We start from the raw sequence: 16,780 nt of genomic DNA on the forward strand, positions 1-16,780 counted from the left end.
GGCCAGAGCGCTGGCTACACTGATCAGGTGATTGCAGACAGGCAGCAAGGGGAGGCCGCGGCAGTGGCCGCCCGCCGGAAACGGCCAGAGAAAACGGTCGAGATCAGCGATCCCAAAGCCATCCGTGCCCTCGCCCATGCTGCCCGCCTTGAGGTCATTTCGGAGCTCTACGCCACCCAAGCGAGCCACACCGCCACGGAGCTTGCCGCCCGTACCGGGCTGACCCCCAGCGCCATGAGCTATCACCTGCGGGCACTGCGGAAATGGGGGATCGTCGCGCCGGCTGAAACGTCCGGCGACGCCCGTGAACGGCGCTGGAAGGCGGCCGGAACGGACTTCACCATCAAATCCGGCGGCAGCGCCGCGAACCCCGAGATCGCCGTCGTCGACCTCGAACTGGATGCTTTCCGGCGGCGGGCAGCGGCATTTGCCCGGGCTCGGGCCGAACGGCGGCAGCACGGCAATGCCGCTGCGGAGCCCAGCTCGGTGATGCTGTCCAGCAACCTGCTGTACCTGACCGACCAGCAACGGGCCGAGCTCTCCGAGAAGCTTTTCGAGCTCCTGCGAAGCTACGAACTCGAGGATCCCGCACGGATCCCCGCCGGTGCGCAGAGGGTCGCCACGCTGTGGTCGATGATCCCGGATGACCGGGTGGCGCCCGGAAACCAGTAGACGGCCAGGGCCCCGGGTTTTCCACATAGATGCGCAGGATTCTGCAAAATATGGTGAACTAGGCCAATATGGGCACATCGCCCGAGCAAATCTTTTTCTGTAGGAGCACCGTGCCAAGCAAGGCCAAAACCGGCAAGAAACTCGTGATCGTGGAGTCTCCTGCCAAGAGCAAGACCATCGCCAAGTACCTGGGCGAAGGCTTCATTGTCGAGGCCTCCATCGGCCACATCCGTGACCTCCCGCAGCCCTCGGACCTCCCTGCAGAACTGAAGAAGACCTCGGTTGGCAAGTTCGCCGTCGACATCGAAAACGACTTCAAGCCGTACTACGTGGTGTCCCCGGACAAGAAGAAAAAGGTTGCCGAGCTCAAGGCCCAGCTGAAAGACGCTGACGCGCTCTATCTCGCAACCGATGGGGACCGCGAAGGCGAAGCCATCGCGTGGCACCTCCTGGAGGTCCTGAAGCCCAAGGTTCCCGTCTACCGCATGACCTTCGGTGAAATCACCAAGGAAGCCATCCACCGGGCCATGGACAACCTGCGGGACGTCGACACCGCCCTCGTGGACGCCCAGGAAACCCGCCGCGTCCTGGACCGCCTCTACGGCTACGAGATCTCCCCGGTCCTGTGGCGCAAAGTGGCCCGCGGCCTGTCCGCTGGCCGCGTGCAGTCCGTGGTCACCCGCATGGTGGTGGACCGCGAACGCGAGCGCATGGCTTTCAGGTCCGCGTCCTACTGGGACCTGACCGGCCAGTTCGGCGCCGGTTCGGCATCCTTCAAGGCCAAGCTTGCTGCCGTGGACGGCGCGAAGGTTGCCAGCGGCCGCGACTTCAACGACGACGGCGTGCTCACCTCCTCCAACGCCGTGCACCTCAACGAGGAGCTGGCTACCTCGCTGGCGGCTGCGCTGGAGACCGCGGACTTCCGTGTCCGCTCCGTCGACACCAAGCCGTACACCCGCCGGCCTGCCGCCCCGTTCACCACGTCCACGCTGCAGCAGGAAGCCGGCCGCAAGCTGCGCTTCTCCTCCAAGAGCACCATGCAGGTGGCCCAGCGCCTGTATGAAAACGGCTACATCACCTATATGCGTACGGACTCGTCCGCGCTGAGCGATGAAGCCGTCACGGCCGCCCGCCGCCAGGCCTCCGAGCTCTACGGCCCCGAGTACATCCCGGCGTCCCCCCGGGTTTACACCGGCAAGGCAGCGAACGCGCAGGAAGCCCACGAGGCCATCCGCCCCGCCGGTGACTCGTTCCGCACGCCGGCCCAGGTGGCCAGCCAGCTCTCCGGCGATGAGTTCCGCCTCTACGAGCTGATCTGGAAGCGCACCGTTGCCTCCCAGATGGGCGATGCCAAGGGATCCACCGCCACCATCCGCCTCGGTGCCGTGGCGAGCGACGGCCGCGACGCCGAATTCTCGGCCTCCGGTACCGTCATCACCTTCCCCGGCTTCCTGGCCGCCTATGAAGAAGGCAAGGACGAGAGCCGCGGAGACGAGGACTCCGAGGAAGCCCGCCGCCTGCCCAACGTGGCCAAGGACGATGCCCTGAGCGCCTCCGAGATCGTTGCGATCGGCCACGACACCTCGCCGCCGCCGCGCTACACGGAAGCCTCCCTCACGGCGGAGCTGGAAAAGAAGGGCATCGGCCGCCCGTCCACCTATGCCTCCACCATTTCCACCATCCAGGACCGCGGCTACGTCCGGAAGCAGGGTTCGGCCCTGGTGCCGAGCTGGATCGCGTTCTCGGTGATCCGCCTGCTCGAGCAGCACTTCACGGACTACGTGGACTACGAGTTCACGGCCGACATGGAAGGCGACCTGGACAAGATCGCCAACGGCCAGGCCGTGGGCGCGGCGTGGCTCAAGCACTTCTACTACGGTGAAGACTCCGATCCCGGCCTGCTCAGCATTGTGAACAACCTCGGCGAAATCGATGCCCGCGAGATCAACTCCGTGCCGATCGCCGAAGGCATCACCCTGCGCGTGGGCAAGTTCGGCCCGTACCTGGAAAGCTCCATCCCCACCATCGACGCCAAGACCGGTGAAGTGGTGGAATCGGCCCGCGCCAACGTGCCCGAGGACCTGGCCCCGGACGAGCTCACGCCCGCCAAGGCCATCGAGCTCATGGAGACGGCAGCCCCGGAGGAACGCGTCCTGGGCAACGACCCCCACACCGGGCACACGGTGGTGGCCAAGAACGGCCGCTACGGCGCCTACGTCACCGAGGTCATCCCGGAGGTGACCGAGGAACAGCTGGCCAACCAGCCGGTGGAGTACTACAAGAACGGCAAGCCCAAGCCGCCGAAGAAGCCCGTCAAGGCCAAGCCGCGCACCGGCTCGCTGTTCAAGTCCATGACGGTTGACTCCATCACCCTGGACGAGGCCATGCAGCTCATGAGCCTGCCCCGGGTGCTCGGCGACGACGCGGAAGGCACCCCGATCACGGTGCAGAACGGCCGCTTCGGCCCGTACCTGAAGAAGGGCACCGACTCCCGCTCGATCGGCACGGAAGAGGAAATCTTCACGATCACGCTGGAACAGGCGCTGGAGATCTACTCGCAGCCCAAGCAGCGTGGTGCCCGTGCCGCCGTGCCACCGCTGGCCGAGTTCGGCCCGGACCCGGTCTCGGAGAAGAACATCGTGGTGAAGGAAGGCCGCTTCGGCCCGTACATCACCGACGGCGTCACCAACATCACGGTTCCGCGGGCAACCTCCCTGGAGGAGCTGACCCGGGAGCAGGCCATCGAACTCCTCGCCGAAAAGCGCGCCAAGGGCCCGGTCAAGCGGACCACCACGGCCCGCAAGGCGCCGGCGAAGAAGGCCGCAGCCAAGAAGTAACCGCTTGGTGGCCTTGGCCTGCTTGAGTCCGTGGGTGCGGGCCGGGTGCTGCGTTCCAGAACGCAGCACCCGGCCCGCACCCACGTTCAGGGTTTTCCACATAGGCAGTTGCGGCGCTGGCATGGCCGGTGCCATCCCCTGAAGCTGAATGTATGGAGTCTTCCAACAGCCAGCAACCGCACGCTTTGACCGACCCACTTGCCAGCTTGTGGGCCGACATGCCAGATGTTGCCGATCCAAGCCGTGGCGCCCCGCCGAGGGACAGGTCCCGTGGCGACGCCCGGCCAAGCGCAAGTCCCGTCCGGCCCGCCTCCGGGCTGAAGAGGGCCACGGCGATTCCGGTGCCGGCGGGGAACCTCTGGCGGACCGAGGAACTGAGAGCCCAGGGCCTCAGTAAGCGCCACATCAACGAGCACCTCCGCTCCGGCTCCTTGGTAAGGGTCCGGACAGGAGTCATGGTCCGTGGCGCCTTCTGGAATGAACTTTCGGACGACGGCCGGGAGCGCGCCCGATTGGCCGCGTATGGCAGGCGTACCATTGTGGCCTCGGCGGACGGGCTGACGTTCAGCCACACCTCCGCCGCCCGCCTGCATCGCCTATCCCTGTGGGATGCTGATCGGCTGATCCACGTGATCATCCCCTACCATGCGGCAAAGGGATCCCACGCTACCGACGTCAGGGCACACGCAGGCTCCCTCCTTCCCGGTGACCGGATGGAGATTGACGGGCTGCCGGTGACAAGCCTCGACCGCACCATCCTTGATTGCGCGCTGATGATGAGCTACCGGCAAGGCCTGGTTCTCCTGGACCACGCCTTGCGGGTTGGTGGCAACCGTCAGTGGTTGGAGTTGGAATGCGTCAGGCTGGTTGGTGTCAGGGGAGTCACCGCATTCCGCCGGGCGTTGGCGTTCGCCGGCCCCTTGTCCGAGTCTGCGGGGGAGACATTGGCCCGAGACGCGATAGCCAAGCTGGGATTCCCTGAGCCTGTGCTCCAGTTCCAGGTTAAGACACATCGGGGCGCCAACCGGTTCGACTTCGCCTGGCCGGATCGTCGTGCGGCCGTGGAATTCGACGGCAAGTCCAAATACTTCGACTACAAGCCCACGGCCGAGGTGATTTTCGAGGAACGCCGGCGGGAGAAGCTATTGACCGAGCAGGGCTGGCGGATCCTGCGCATCGAATGGAAGGACCTCTTTGACGAACGAGGCCTGAAGGTACGGCTGCTCAGGCTGCTTGGGGGCTGAGTTCGTGGGTGCGGGCTTGGTGGCTTCGGTCTGAATACGTGGGCCTGCGCCGGGGACTTGGTTCCGGAACGCAGCGCTTGGCCCGCACCCACGATCTCGACGGCGGGGACTCGGCCAAGAGCGGACGGCCGGAATTGCGTCCCGGACGGCAGCTGTGGTCGAGTAGAAGCATGACTGAACAGACGGTTTCCCCGGACGACGCGCCCCTGAACGACCTCGAAGCCCAGCTTGCCCTGGCCGAACAGCCGGATGCGAACCCCGTGGACGTCATCCTGGCCTTCCTCAACAACGAGGTGTTCCTCATCAGCGCCGAGGCCGTGGAAGGCCCGGAATCGTCGGTGGAGCCGCTGGTGCTCTCCAACGCCGAGGGCCAGCCCGTCCTTGCCGTGTTCAGCCACCCCAGCCGCGTGGACACCCGTTTCCTCGAGGCCGCCCCGTACGTCCTGGGCACCATGGGCTCGGCCGTGTTGGGCAACATCGGCGACGAACTCGGCATGGTCATCAACCCCGGCAGCGCCTACGGCTTCGAAATCGACCCGGAAGGCATCTCCAACATCCGCCGCGACTTCAAGCGCGCCGACGAAGCCGGGCAGCCCGCGGAATAGCGGCTGCCAGCCGGGTGCCACCGGCCGCCAAGATGCGAGAAACGCCCCGCCAATTTGCTCCGCGGGCTTCGAATCGGGGAATAATGGCAGAATGCGTCTTGGCGTTCTCGACATCGGGTCCAACACCGTCCACCTTCTACTGGTGGACGCGCACCCGGGCGCACGCCCCGTAGCCTTCGCCTCGCACAAGCGACCCCTGTCGCTGGTGCAGTATCAGGACGGCGACGGCAACATCACCGACGCCGGCCAGCACGAACTGATCGAATTCATCCTCGAAGCCTGGGAGTTCGCGGCCCGCCACAAGGCCAAGGACCTCCTCGCGTTCTGTACCTCGGCCATCCGCGAAGCCAGCAACGGCGCCGAGGTGCTGGCCAGGGTCAAGCACGAAACCACCGTGACGCTGCAGGAACTGACCGGCAGCGAGGAAGCCTCCATGACGTTCTTCGCCGTGCGGCGTTGGTACGGTTGGGGCGCCGGGCCCATCCTGGACCTGGACATCGGCGGCGGCTCCTTCGAAATGGCCTACGGCACGGACGAGCTTCCCGAACTCGCCACCTCGGTCCCGCTGGGGGCCAGCCGGCTGACGCGTGACTGGCTGCATGACGATCCGCCCACGGCCAAGAGCGTCAAGGCACTGCGCCGCTACATCCGAGACACCCTCAAGCCGGTGATTCCCGGCTTTGCCTCCCTGGGCCGGGCCAACCTCGTTGCAGGGACGTCCAAGACCTTCCGCTCGCTCGCGCGGATCGCGGGGGCCGCCCCCAGCGGTGCCGGCCCCTACGTAAAACGCGAACTCCACGCCACGGACCTCGGTCTGTGGTCCCAGCGCATCTCCGCCATGACCGTGGCGGACCGGCTGTACCTGCCCGGCGTGTCGGATGCCCGGGCCCGGCAGCTGCTGGCCGGTGCGCTCGTGGCCGAGGCCGCGCTGGAAATGTTCGAGTTTCCCAAGATGGAGATCTGCCCCTGGGCCTTGCGCGAAGGCCTGATCCTGCGCCGCCTCGACCAGCTGGTCTTTGACGATGCACTGGATCCCGCACCGCACGTGGGCAAGGCCGCCAAGACCAAGGAAAAGGCCGCCAGGAAGGCCGCCAAGCTGCAGGAGAGCATGGACGAGGCCCTCCGGGACCCCGCGGCGGAACCGGCCCCCGCGGCGGGCGGGCTGACGGTCTGAGATGAGCACCGACGTCGAGCACCCCGAAGCAAACGGCCCCCGCATCCCGGTGGCGCTCTCCAGCGCGTCCGTCTACCCGCTGAGCGTCCACGACGCCTTCGCCGTGGCGCAGGACCTCGGCTACGACGGCGTAGAGGTCATGGTCACCAACAACGCCACGAGCCAGAACCTGGACGCCCTGGTCCAGCTCAGCCACCGCTACCGGCAGCCGATCGTGTCCATCCATGCCCCCACGCTGCTGCTGACCCAGCAGGTGTGGGGTGCGGCGTGGAACAAGATAGTGATGTCCTGCCGGATGGCCCGCGAGGTGGGCTGCGACACCGTGGTGGTCCATCCGCCGTTCCGCTGGCAGGCCAACTACGCGGAGAACTTCGCCGAAGGCGTCCGCGAGATCGCTGCGCTGTACCAGGTCCACATCGCGGTGGAGAACATGTACCCGTGGCGTGTGCGCGGCCGGGAAGCGCTGGCATACCTGCCGCACTGGGACCCGATCGGCCAGGACTACGACGACGTCACGTGGGACTTCTCGCACGCCGCCACCGCGGGGGTCAACAGCCTGGAGGCCGTGCAGGCGCTGGGCAACAAGCTGCGCCACGTCCACCTGACGGACGGCTCCGGCTCCGGCAAGGATGAGCATCTGATCCCCGGAACAGGAACGCAACAGTGTGCCGATGTCCTCCAGCACATTGCCTCCAACGGGTTCAACGGAGTGGTGGTGGCCGAGATCTCCACGCGCAAGGCCAAGATCGCAGGGGAGCGCGAACAGATGCTCGCCGAAACGCTGCGTTTCGCCCGCCAGCACCTGGGGGCACCGCTGGTGCGGAGTTTCGAAAACTAGCACCCGACGGCGGCAGGCCGGCTGTGCGGCGACGGCGGCCACCGCCGAGTGCCGGCGTTTAAGGCGAAAGCACCGGCGGTCCGGACGGGAAATGGGGGTAAACCGTCGGGACCACCGGTGCTGTTGGCGGACATCCCCATGCCCGCCTCATCACTCGCACCCTCTATGAGGTAACTACCAAGATACGGAGCAATCTTGGGCGAAGCCTGCAATAATCTTGGGAACTCGCTGTGAATCCTGGCGGTAACTGCGCCGGCCCCGGCGAACTGGCATCATGGAGCCATGAACAACCGAATCGCCTTCCTTGGCTGTGGATCCATGAACGAGGCCATCCTGGGCGGCATGCTGGCCGCGGGGACGGACCCGGCCGACATCGTCGCCACCGTCCGCCGTGCCGAACGTGCGGACGAGCTGGCCCACCGCCACGGGATCATGGCCATCGCCGGCGAGGAGGATCCGGACAACAACAAGCTCGCCGCGAAGGGCTCCGCGGTGGTGATCCTGGGCGTCAAACCCGCCGGCATCGCCGACCTCGCCCGGGAAATCGGCTCCTCGTTGGCCCCGGACACCATCGTGGTGAGCGTGGCCGCCGCCGTCTCCATCGCGCAGATTGAGGCGCTGCTGCCCGTCGGCCAGCCTGTTATCCGGACCATGCCGAACACGCCCGCCAAACTGGGCCGCGGGGTCGTCTCCGTGTCGCCCGGGACGCACTGCACCCCGGAACAGCTGCAGAAGGCCAAGGACATCCTGGCCGCAGCCGGCAAGGTGGTGGAGATCCCCGAGGAACAGGTGGACGCGCTGTCCGCCATCAGCGGCTCGGGCCCCGCTTATGCGTTCTACCTCGCCGAGGCCATGGCGGCCGCCGGTGTCGAACTCGGCCTGGACGCGGAGTTGTCCCTGATGCTGGCCCGCGAAACCGTGGCCGGCGCGGGCTTCATGCTGGCCGAGCCCGGCGCGGACCCAACCGCACTGCGCATCGCTGTCACCAGCCCGAACGGAACCACCGAGCGTGCCATCGCGGCTTTCAACGACGGCGGGATCCCCGGCATCATCGCCGACGGCGCCCGCGCGGCGGCCGCCCGCGCCGCCGAAATCACGCAGCAGCTCGGCTGACCCTACGGCCGCGCCGGTCCTACGGCCGCGCCGGTCCTACGGCCGCGCCGCGAAGCGCTCCAGCAGGTCCACGTGGCCGGACACGATTAGCATGTCGTGCCCGGAGACCTTGGTCTCCGGGCGGGCGTATGTGAAGTCCTCGCCCGGGGTCTTCACACCCACAATGGTCACGCCGTACTTGGAGCGGACTTTGGATTCCTCCAGGGTGAACCCCACCGTCTCCTTGGGCGGGTACATTTTGACGATCGCGTAGTCGTCGTCGAACTCGATGAAGTCCAGCATGCGCCCGGAGACCAGGTGGGCGGCGCGGACGCCGGCGTCGGCCTCGGGGTAGATCACGTGGTTGGCGCCGATCCGGGTGAGGATCTTTCCGTGCGAAGGCGTGATGGCCTTGACCCAGAGGTGCTGAATCCCGAGGTCCACGAGGTTCACGGTGATCAGCACGGAGGACTCGATGGACGTGCCCACGCCCACCACGGCCGAGCTGAACTCCTGGGCACCGAGTTGGCGGAGGGCATCGATGTTGGTGGCATCGGCTTCCACCACGTGGGTGAGGACGGGCGCCCATTTCTGCACCAGGGCGCGGTCGCGTTCGATCGCCAGGACCTCGCGGCCCTGCTTGACCAGTTGCTCGGCCGTGGCGGAGCCGAAGCGGCCCAGGCCGATCACCAGCACGGGTTCATTGTGGGAGGGCCGGTTGGCCGCTCCTGTCGAATTAGCCAATGATTGGCCTCTCTTCCGGGTAGTGGTACAGCTGGCTGCGCTCGCGCAGGGCCAGCGCAGCGGCAAGGGTCACGGTGCCGACGCGGCCGGCGAACATGAGGGCGGACAGGACGTAGACGCCCGACGGCGGCAGCTCGGCACTGAGGTTGGTGCTGAGTCCCACGGTGGCGAAGGCGGAGATGGTTTCAAAGAGCACGCGGTCCAGCGTGGCCCCGCTGATCTGGAGCAGCAGGAAGGCCGACACCGATACGAGCGTGGCACCGGCGACGATCACCGAGATGGCCACCCGCATGGTGCCCTGGGGGATGGTGCGGCCGTAGACCTTCACATCGGTGTCGCCGCGGGCCTCGGCCACGATGGCGAGGAACATGACGGCGATGGTGGTCACCTTGATGCCGCCCGCCGTCGACGCCGAACCGCCGCCGGCGAACATGAGGGCATCGGTGAGCAGCATGGTGGTGGATTCCATGTGGTTCTGGTCCACCAGGTTGAAACCGCCCGAGCGGGTCATGACGGAGGCGAAGAGGGAATGGATGACCTTGTCGTCAAGGTCCATGCGGCCGATGGTCCGCACGTTGTCCCACTCCATGAGCGCCCACAGGACCATGCCCGCCGCCAGCAGGATGAAGGACACCTGGATGGTGAGCTTGGTGTGCAGGTTCCACTTTTTCCAGTTGAGCCCGTTCTGCTGCAGGACCATCACCACGGGGAAGCCCAGGCTGCCCAGGAAGACGCCCAGCATGAGGGGGACGAGGATCCACAGATCGGTCTCGTAGGGCACGATGCCGTCCGAGTGGGGCGTGAAACCGGCGTTGTTGAACGCGGAAATCGAGTAGAAGACGCCGTGCCACACGGACTGCCAGAAGTCTTCGCCGAGCGTCATGAACCGGGGGATCAGGGCCAGCGCCAGGGCTGCCTCGATCACCACGGAGGTCACGATGACGATCCGCAGCAGGGTACCCACCTCGCCCAGCCTGCCCGCGTTGTTCATGGCCTCCTGCGCGATCAGCTTGCCCCGCACGCCCAGGCGTTTGCTGACCATGAGGGCCAGCAGCGAGGCGAGGGTCAAGGTGCCCAAGCCGCCCACGAAGATGCCCACCAGGATGACCAGCTGGCCGAAGAAGGTCCAGTGCGTCGCCGTCGAGACCACGGTGAGCCCGGTGACGCAGACGCTGGAGACAGCCGTGAACATGGCCTGGTGCAGCGGCGTGACCACGCCGGCGGCGGAGGCTGCGGGCAGGGACAGTAGCCCGGTGAACAACAGGATCACGACGCCGAAGACCGTCAGCGCCAAACGCGCCGGGGAAGTGTTGGCGATGTTGTCGATGAAGTCGCGCACGCCTGTGAAGATCCACAGGCCTTCCCGTTCGGACTGGACGGGTTGCCAGTTGGCCGGGCTCTTGGACCTCGACTGGCTCTGAGTCATGGTGCTTCCTCGATCGAACATGCTTTCCTGAGTAGTAAACCACTAATCGCGCGGCGTAACCGGGCGGCCGGGCCCCAGGGGCTCGGGTAGCCTGATCTGGATGACTTTCCGGTCCAACATCCGCCACTCCGCACTGCCAACGACGGTGGTGTGGGACCCCGCGCTGACCGCGTACAACTTCGGCCCCGGCCACCCCATGGCGCCGGACCGTCTTGAGCTCACGGCGAGGCTCGCCGCGGCGCTTGGACTGTTCGACCACGAACACGTGGCGGTCGAGCCACCGGAGCCCGCCACCGACGTCGAACTCCACACCGTGCACAGCGCCGACTACGTCGCGGCGGTCCGCCGCGTGAGTGAGGATCCGACGACGCCGGACGAGGCGCATGGCCTGGGCACCGAAGACGATCCCGCGTTTCGCGGCATGCACGAGGCCAGTGCGCGGCTGGCCGGCGGTTCGCTGCTGGCCGCCAGCGCCCTGCTGTCCGGCAGCGCCGTCCGCGCCGTGAATTTCAGCGGCGGCATGCACCACGCGGCCCGTGACCGGGCCAGCGGATTCTGCATCTACAACGATGCGGCGCTCGCCGTGCAGCGCCTGCTCGACGGCGGCGTCCGCAAGGTCGCGTACATCGACGTCGACGCCCATCACGGCGACGGCACGCAGAACATCTTCTGGAACGATCCCCGGGTCCTGACCATCTCCCTGCATGAATCCGGGCTCTCGCTGTTCCCCGGCACGGGCTTCGCCAACGAGATCGGCGGCCCGGACGCGCAGGGCATGGCCGTCAACGTGGCACTGCCGGCCTGGACCGAGGACGCCGCCTGGCTGCGAGCCTTCCACGCCGTGGTGCCGCAACTGGTGGGGGCCTTCGAGCCCGAGGTGATCGTCAGCCAGCACGGCTGCGACTCGCACCGCCTGGACCCCCTCACACATTTGAACCTCAGTGTGGACGGACAGCGCGAGGCGGCTGCCGCCGTCGCCAGCCTGGCGTCCCGGTACTGCGGGAACCGGTGGATTGCCACCGGCGGGGGAGGCTACGAGGTCACGGGCGTTGTCCCGCGCGCCTGGAGCCACCTGATCGGCATGGTGGCCCAGCGCCCCGTGCCGGTCTCCACGCCGGTTCCCGAGGCCTGGCGCAGCTATGTACGCGAGCGCTACGGCATCACGGCACCGGAGCTCATGGGCGACGGCGTGGACACCTGGTGGCGTTCCTGGGAGGTCGGCTACGACCCCAACGACGCCGTGGACCGGAGCATCATGGCCACGCGCAAGGAAGTGTTCCCGCTGCACGGCCTGGACCCCTGGTTCGACTGAGGGCACCTGGCTCCCATCGGCGAAATAGTGATGCCAATCGGTGTATATGTCGCTAGGGTGGGAGCCATGGTGACTGACGACGTATTTGCCGTCATTGCTGAGGCAACCAGGCGCGACATCCTGGTTTCCCTCCGCTCTGGGGACAAGGCTGTAGGTGAACTGGTGGAGGAGCTTGCTGCGAGCCAGCCCACCATTTCGAAGCATTTGAAGGTTCTGCGGGAGGCGGATCTCGTCAGCATGCGTGCCCAGGGCCAGAAGCGCTACTATGCGCTGAACGCCAAGCCACTGGCCGGCATCGCCAGCTGGCTGGAGACGTTCGACGTCGGCCCTGCCGCAAGCGCCGTGGTTCCCGCCGTCGCGCCCGCCGAAACCGAAACGGAAACAGTGCACGGCCGCCCCGCCGGCGACGCCGCGAAGGCACAGCCTGCCGCCTCCGCGGTCACCGCCGGCGAACCCCAGGCCCCGACGCTCCCCGAAACGGCCGGCGCCGCGCCCGGAGCGGACGATACCGTTCCGCAGCAGATCGGACGCACCGTGGGCCGCGCGGCAACCAAGGCGGCCGACCTTCTGGCGAACCTGCCGAACCTGCCGAAGTTCGGCCGGAAGAAGTAGCCTCCCCGCGGCTTGGAGGAAGCGCACAATATACACCGCCTCGACAGCAATCTAACGTGATGCTCGCCACACTGTTAAGTTGGCGTTCATCCCCTGTTCCCGCGTCATTACGCCATTTTGCGGCACCTCCATGTCCTGAAGCGCCACCGGTCACAATGAACTGAAATGGTTGTCCTACGTCCAGTGGTGCGACCATGGGCGGGACTGATACATCTCGCCGCGGGTCGGCGACCAGAGTGATTGGAACATGCATGGATTCGAGGCTTGAGGCTGTCCGGGACACCGTATTGGCACGCAACCCCGGCGAACTGGAATTCCACCAGGCCGTAACCGAGGTCTTCGAAAGCCTCGGCCCGGTGCACGACCGTCACCCTGAGTTCCTCGAAGGCGCCGTTCTCGAGCGGCTGTGCGAGCCCGAACGCCAGATCATCTTCCGCGTCCCGTGGACCGACGACTCCGGCCGCGTGCACGTCAACCGTGGCTTCCGCGTTGAGTTCAACTCCGCACTGGGCCCCTACAAGGGCGGCCTGCGCTTCCACCCCTCCGTGTACCTGGGCATTGTGAAGTTCCTCGGCTTCGAGCAGATCTTCAAGAACGCGCTGACGGGCATGCCCATCGGCGGCGGGAAGGGCGGCTCGGACTTCGACCCCCGCGGCCGTTCCGACGCCGAAATCATGCGCTTCTGCCAGTCCTTCATGACCGAGCTGTACCGCCACATCGGCGAATACACGGACGTCCCCGCGGGCGACATCGGCGTGGGCGGCCGCGAAATCGGATACCTGTTCGGCCAGTACAAGCGCATCACCAACCGCTACGAGTCCGGCGTCCTCACCGGCAAGGGCATGTCCTGGGGCGGTTCCCTGGTCCGTCCGGAAGCCACCGGCTTCGGCACGGTCATCTTCGCCGAGGAAATGCTCAAGACCCGGGGCCAGTCCTTCGACGGCCAGCGCGTGGTGGTCTCCGGCTCCGGCAACGTGGCCATCTACGCCATCGCCAAGGCCCAGGCCCTGGGCGCCACCGTGGTGGCCTGCTCCGACTCCGCCGGCTACATTGTTGACGAGGCCGGCATCGACGTCCCGCTGCTGCGCCAGATCAAGGAAGTCGAGCGCGCCCGTCTCACCGAATACGCGGCCCGCCGCGGTTCCTCCGTGTCCTACGTTGCCGGCGGTTCGGTCTGGGACGTCAACGGCACCGTTGCCCTGCCCTGCGCCACGCAGAACGAGCTCGACGGCGACGCGGCGGCAAAGCTTGTCAGCAATGGCCTGGTGGCCATCGCCGAAGGCGCCAACATGCCCTCCACCCGCGAGGCCGTGTCGGTCTTCCAGGAAGCCGGCGTGCTGTTCGGCCCGGGCAAGGCGGCCAACGCCGGCGGCGTGGCCACCTCCGCCCTGGAAATGCAGCAGAACGCCAGCCGCGACTCCTGGAGCTTCGAGCACACGGAAGCGCGCCTCACCGAAATCATGGTGGGCATCCACGACCGTTGCGCCGCGACCGCCGAGGAGTACGGCGCCCCGGGCAACTACGTGCTGGGCGCCAACATCGGCGGCTTCGTCAAGGTAGCCGATGCCATGCTGGCACAGGGCCTGATCTAGTCCTTTCCTCTTCGCCGAGATGACAGATGGCGGCAGTGTTCTTCCGGGAACACTGCCGCCATTGTCGTCATTGCGCGTGCCTGCCGCCCGACACCATAATCATCATGGGTCAGCGTTCATGGAAGGGGACGGTCATGCGTCGTTCGCAGGAACTGGAAGATCTGGTCGCGCGGTGGTTCGCTGCGGCAAGCACGGGAGATGCATCCCTTGTGGATACCGCCGTCTCACTAGACCCGGGCGCCCGCCTGATTGGCAGTGACCCCTCGGAATGGCTTCATGGTGGCGAAGCCGTGGCTCGGTTCCTGCGCGGCGAAGTAACCAACGCCGCGGGCCAGGCGCAGTTCTCCCCGGAGGGAACCGAGGCGTTTGAGGAGGGGACGGTGGGGTGGGCCACCACCCGTCTCACCATCACGCTTCCGGACGGCGGCCACGTCTCGCCGCGCTGGAGCGCCGTTTTCCACCGCGAGGGTGATACCTGGCGGTTCGTTCAGACGCATGCCTCGATAGGAGTCGCCAACGCCGACATCGGCTGGATCTACCCCGGCTGAAGGGTCAGAGGGACAGCAGCCGGACGTGGTCCGGGGTGAGTTCCGAGACCTTGCTTACGCCGAGTAGCGCCATGGTGCGTGCCATGTCCTTCTCCAGGATCCCGATGGTGCGGTCCACGCCTGCCCGGCCGCCGGCCATGAGCCCGTAGAGGTAGGCGCGGCCGATCAGCGTGAAGTTGGCCCCCAGGGCCAGTGCGGCCACGATGTCGGCGCCGCCCATGATGCCGGTGTCCAGGATGATGTCCGCCTTCCCCTTGAGGGCGGCGGAGACCTCCGGCAGCAGGTGGAACGGGATGGGCGCGCGGTCCAGTTGGCGGCCGCCGTGGTTCGAGAGCACAATGCCATCCGCACCGTGGTCCACCACCTTGCGCGCGTCGTCCACGGTCTGGATGCCCTTGACCACCAGCTTGCCCTTCCACGTTTCGCGCAGCCAGTCGAGGTCATCGAACGTCAGGGTGGGGTCGAACATGGAGTTGATGAGATCGGCCACCGTGCCGGTGTAGCGGGACAGGGAGGCGAACGTCAGGGGCTCGTGGGTCAGGAAGTTGAACCACCAGGCCGGGCGGTACGAGGCATCCAGGACGGTCTTGATGGTCAGTGCCGGAGGAATGGTCATGCCGTTGCGGACATCGCGCAGGCGGGCCCCGGCAACGGCGGTGTCCACCGTGACCATGAGGGTGTCGTTCCCCGCGGCGGCGGCCCGTTCGATGAGTTCCAGCGAACGCTCGCGGTCCGTCCACAGGTACAGCTGGAACCAGTTGCGCCCGTTCGGCGCCGCGGCGGCCACGTCCTCGATGGAAGCCGTTCCCATGGTGGAGAGGGTGTACGGGATGCCCGCGGCCTCCGCGGCCTGCGAGCCGGCATATTCGCCCTCGGACTGCATCATCCGGGTGAAACCCGTGGGCGCGATGCCGAAGGGCAGCCGGGATTCCTTGCCCAGGATGTCCGTGCGGAGGTCGATGCTGGACACATCGCGCAGGATGCCCGGCCGGAACTCGATGTCCTGGAAGGCCTCCCGGGCCCGGCGCAGGGTGATCTCCGCTTCCGCGGCGCCGTCGGTGTAGTCGAACGGTGCCTGCGGGGTGCGGCGCTTGGCGATGTCCCGCAGCTCCCAGATGGTGCTGGCGCGGCGCAGGCGGGCGGCCTGGCCGAATTCGGGTTTCTTGAACTGCATCAGGGGAGCCAGGTCTGCGATCTTCGGAACGCGCCGCCTGAGGGCCGGCGGACGCCCGACGGCGGTGCCGCCGTGTGCGGATGCGTCACCGCTGGCGCCGCTCATCGGAGTGGTGGGCTGGATGGTCTGCGTCATTGCTGTCTCCGGATTCGATTGTGTGGTTGGACCACACTCTAGATCATGTGGTCCAACCACATCAAGTAGAATTCGCATATGCGCACCCACGAACTCGTCCTGCACTGGATCGAGAAGCAGCTCTCGGACGGCCAGTTGCTGCTCGGCGGCAGGCTCCCGGCCGAGCGGGCCCTGGCCGAGCAGCTGCAGGTGTCCCGCACCTCGGTCCGGGAGGCCATCCGGATCCTCGAGGCCATGGGCGTGGTCCGGGCGGGCGTGGGCTCGGGCAAGGACGCCGGGACCGTGGTCATCGCAGAGCCTGCCTCGGCACTCGGCTCGGCGCTGCGCCTCCACGTCGCCACGCAGCATCTGCCCGTCGCCGATATCGTGGAAACGCGTGCCCTGCTGGAATCGTGGGCCGTGGCGCGCGCCAAGCCGGACACCCCTGCACTGGCGGAAGCCGCCCGGCTGCTGGAGGAGATGGACGCGCACGCCGCCGTCGACGATTTCCTCGGACTGGACGTCCGCTTCCACGTTGCGCTGGCAGAGGCCGCCGGAAATGCCGTGGTGAGCACCATGATGGGCTCGCTGCGGGAGGCGATTGAAGGCTACGCCGCTGCGCTCACGGCCAACCTGCCCGACTGGGAGACCACCGCAGCGCGCCTGCGGGCCGAGCACCGCGCCATCCTGCAGGCAGTGAACGACGGCGACGGCGAGCGCGCGGCCGAGCTGGTGGCCGCCCACATCCACGGCTTCTACCGCGAGGCCGGGCTGGGACAGGCCCCGGACTGAAGCC

15 protein-coding genes are annotated in these 16,780 nt (G+C 67.0%); 12 read left to right on the plus strand and 3 right to left on the minus strand.

Annotation, left to right across the window (positions count from 1 at the left end):
• Positions 1-27 precede the first annotated feature (27 nt).
• The 7 genes from J1902_RS19270 (at position 28) to proC (ending at position 8,483) form a co-directional block, all read left to right on the plus strand.
• Positions 28-672 carry an ArsR/SmtB family transcription factor gene (locus tag J1902_RS19270; protein WP_307794385.1) on the plus strand — a complete coding sequence of 215 codons (645 nt, stop codon included), beginning with the start codon at positions 28-30 and terminating at the stop codon, positions 670-672.
• Between the two features lie 110 nt (positions 673-782).
• Positions 783-3,509: a type I DNA topoisomerase gene (gene topA / locus J1902_RS06435; protein WP_207615428.1), complete on the plus strand. Its 2,727-nt coding sequence runs from the start codon at positions 783-785 to the stop codon at positions 3,507-3,509.
• Positions 3,510-3,964: 455 nt separating this feature from the next.
• Positions 3,965-4,753, plus strand: a complete 789-nt coding sequence (locus J1902_RS06440; protein WP_207615429.1) for a hypothetical protein — start codon at positions 3,965-3,967, stop codon at positions 4,751-4,753.
• A 170-nt stretch (positions 4,754-4,923) separates the two neighbouring features.
• Positions 4,924-5,358, plus strand: a complete 435-nt coding sequence (locus tag J1902_RS06445) for an SseB family protein (protein ID WP_207615430.1) — start codon at positions 4,924-4,926, stop codon at positions 5,356-5,358.
• 91 nt (positions 5,359-5,449) lie between these two features.
• A complete protein-coding gene (locus J1902_RS06450) occupies positions 5,450-6,532 on the plus strand; it encodes a Ppx/GppA phosphatase family protein (protein WP_242701697.1) in 1,083 nt (360 codons plus the stop codon).
• 1 nt (position 6,533) lies between these two features.
• On the plus strand, positions 6,534-7,370 hold the full coding sequence (locus tag J1902_RS06455; RefSeq protein ID WP_207615431.1) for a sugar phosphate isomerase/epimerase family protein: 837 nt from the start codon (positions 6,534-6,536) through the stop codon (positions 7,368-7,370).
• Between the two features lie 282 nt (positions 7,371-7,652).
• Positions 7,653-8,483: a pyrroline-5-carboxylate reductase gene (gene proC, locus J1902_RS06460; protein ID WP_207615432.1), complete on the plus strand. Its 831-nt coding sequence runs from the start codon at positions 7,653-7,655 to the stop codon at positions 8,481-8,483.
• Between the two features lie 36 nt (positions 8,484-8,519).
• On the opposite strand, the gene J1902_RS06465 is transcribed toward proC, so the two are convergent.
• Together J1902_RS06465 and J1902_RS06470 are read right to left on the minus strand one after the other, a co-directional pair.
• Entirely contained in the window at positions 8,520-9,158 is a 639-nt protein-coding gene (locus tag J1902_RS06465; RefSeq protein ID WP_207615529.1) for a potassium channel family protein, read from the minus strand.
• Positions 9,159-9,198: 40 nt separating this feature from the next.
• Entirely contained in the window at positions 9,199-10,632 is a 1,434-nt protein-coding gene (locus J1902_RS06470; RefSeq protein ID WP_207615433.1) for a TrkH family potassium uptake protein, read from the minus strand.
• 100 nt (positions 10,633-10,732) lie between these two features.
• Here J1902_RS06470 and J1902_RS06475 point away from each other — a divergent pair, with 100 nt between their 5' ends.
• The 4 genes from J1902_RS06475 to J1902_RS06490 all read left to right on the plus strand — a co-directional run bounded on the left by J1902_RS06475 (position 10,733) and on the right by J1902_RS06490 (position 14,696).
• Positions 10,733-11,944, plus strand: a complete 1,212-nt coding sequence (locus tag J1902_RS06475) for an acetoin utilization protein AcuC (RefSeq protein WP_207615434.1) — start codon at positions 10,733-10,735, stop codon at positions 11,942-11,944.
• Between the two features lie 66 nt (positions 11,945-12,010).
• Positions 12,011-12,556 (plus strand): ArsR/SmtB family transcription factor, encoded by a 546-nt coding sequence (locus J1902_RS06480; protein WP_207615435.1) that lies wholly within the window; start codon positions 12,011-12,013, stop codon positions 12,554-12,556.
• Between the two features lie 251 nt (positions 12,557-12,807).
• A complete protein-coding gene (gene gdhA, locus J1902_RS06485; protein ID WP_207615436.1) occupies positions 12,808-14,148 on the plus strand; it encodes an NADP-specific glutamate dehydrogenase in 1,341 nt (446 codons plus the stop codon).
• Between the two features lie 134 nt (positions 14,149-14,282).
• On the plus strand, positions 14,283-14,696 hold the full coding sequence (locus J1902_RS06490) for a nuclear transport factor 2 family protein (protein ID WP_207615437.1): 414 nt from the start codon (positions 14,283-14,285) through the stop codon (positions 14,694-14,696).
• Positions 14,697-14,700: 4 nt separating this feature from the next.
• Here J1902_RS06490 and J1902_RS06495 read toward each other — a convergent pair whose 3' ends face one another.
• Entirely contained in the window at positions 14,701-15,975 is a 1,275-nt protein-coding gene (locus J1902_RS06495) for an alpha-hydroxy acid oxidase (RefSeq protein WP_278253602.1), read from the minus strand.
• A gap of 108 nt (positions 15,976-16,083) precedes the next feature.
• Between J1902_RS06495 and J1902_RS06500 the strand changes: the two genes are divergently transcribed.
• On the plus strand, positions 16,084-16,776 hold the full coding sequence (locus J1902_RS06500; protein ID WP_207615438.1) for a FadR/GntR family transcriptional regulator: 693 nt from the start codon (positions 16,084-16,086) through the stop codon (positions 16,774-16,776).
• The last annotated feature ends 4 nt before the right edge of the window (positions 16,777-16,780 follow it).

Origin of the sequence: Arthrobacter cavernae (assembly GCF_017368795.1) — a bacterium.
In the GTDB taxonomy this organism is placed as follows: Bacteria; Actinomycetota; Actinomycetes; order Actinomycetales; family Micrococcaceae; genus Arthrobacter; species Arthrobacter cavernae.

What these genes read in the sequence shown, in the direction of transcription:
- J1902_RS06450 (WP_242701697.1), top strand. Translation starts at nt 5,450, where the DNA reads ATGCGTCTTGGCGTTCTCGACATCGGGTCCAACACCGTCCACCTTCTA.
- J1902_RS06445 (WP_207615430.1), top strand. Translation starts at nt 4,924, where the DNA reads ATGACTGAACAGACGGTTTCCCCGGACGACGCGCCCCTGAACGACCTC.
- J1902_RS06500 (WP_207615438.1), top strand. Translation starts at nt 16,084, where the DNA reads ATGCGCACCCACGAACTCGTCCTGCACTGGATCGAGAAGCAGCTCTCG.
- J1902_RS06455 (WP_207615431.1), top strand. Translation starts at nt 6,534, where the DNA reads ATGAGCACCGACGTCGAGCACCCCGAAGCAAACGGCCCCCGCATCCCG.
- proC (WP_207615432.1), top strand. Translation starts at nt 7,653, where the DNA reads ATGAACAACCGAATCGCCTTCCTTGGCTGTGGATCCATGAACGAGGCC.
- J1902_RS06480 (WP_207615435.1), top strand. Translation starts at nt 12,011, where the DNA reads ATGGTGACTGACGACGTATTTGCCGTCATTGCTGAGGCAACCAGGCGC.
- gdhA (WP_207615436.1), top strand. Translation starts at nt 12,808, where the DNA reads ATGGATTCGAGGCTTGAGGCTGTCCGGGACACCGTATTGGCACGCAAC.
- J1902_RS06470 (WP_207615433.1), bottom strand. Translation starts at nt 10,632, where the DNA reads ATGACTCAGAGCCAGTCGAGGTCCAAGAGCCCGGCCAACTGGCAACCC.
- J1902_RS06495 (WP_278253602.1), bottom strand. Translation starts at nt 15,975, where the DNA reads ATGAGCGGCGCCAGCGGTGACGCATCCGCACACGGCGGCACCGCCGTC.
- J1902_RS06475 (WP_207615434.1), top strand. Translation starts at nt 10,733, where the DNA reads ATGACTTTCCGGTCCAACATCCGCCACTCCGCACTGCCAACGACGGTG.
- J1902_RS06490 (WP_207615437.1), top strand. Translation starts at nt 14,283, where the DNA reads ATGCGTCGTTCGCAGGAACTGGAAGATCTGGTCGCGCGGTGGTTCGCT.
- J1902_RS06440 (WP_207615429.1), top strand. Translation starts at nt 3,965, where the DNA reads ATGGTCCGTGGCGCCTTCTGGAATGAACTTTCGGACGACGGCCGGGAG.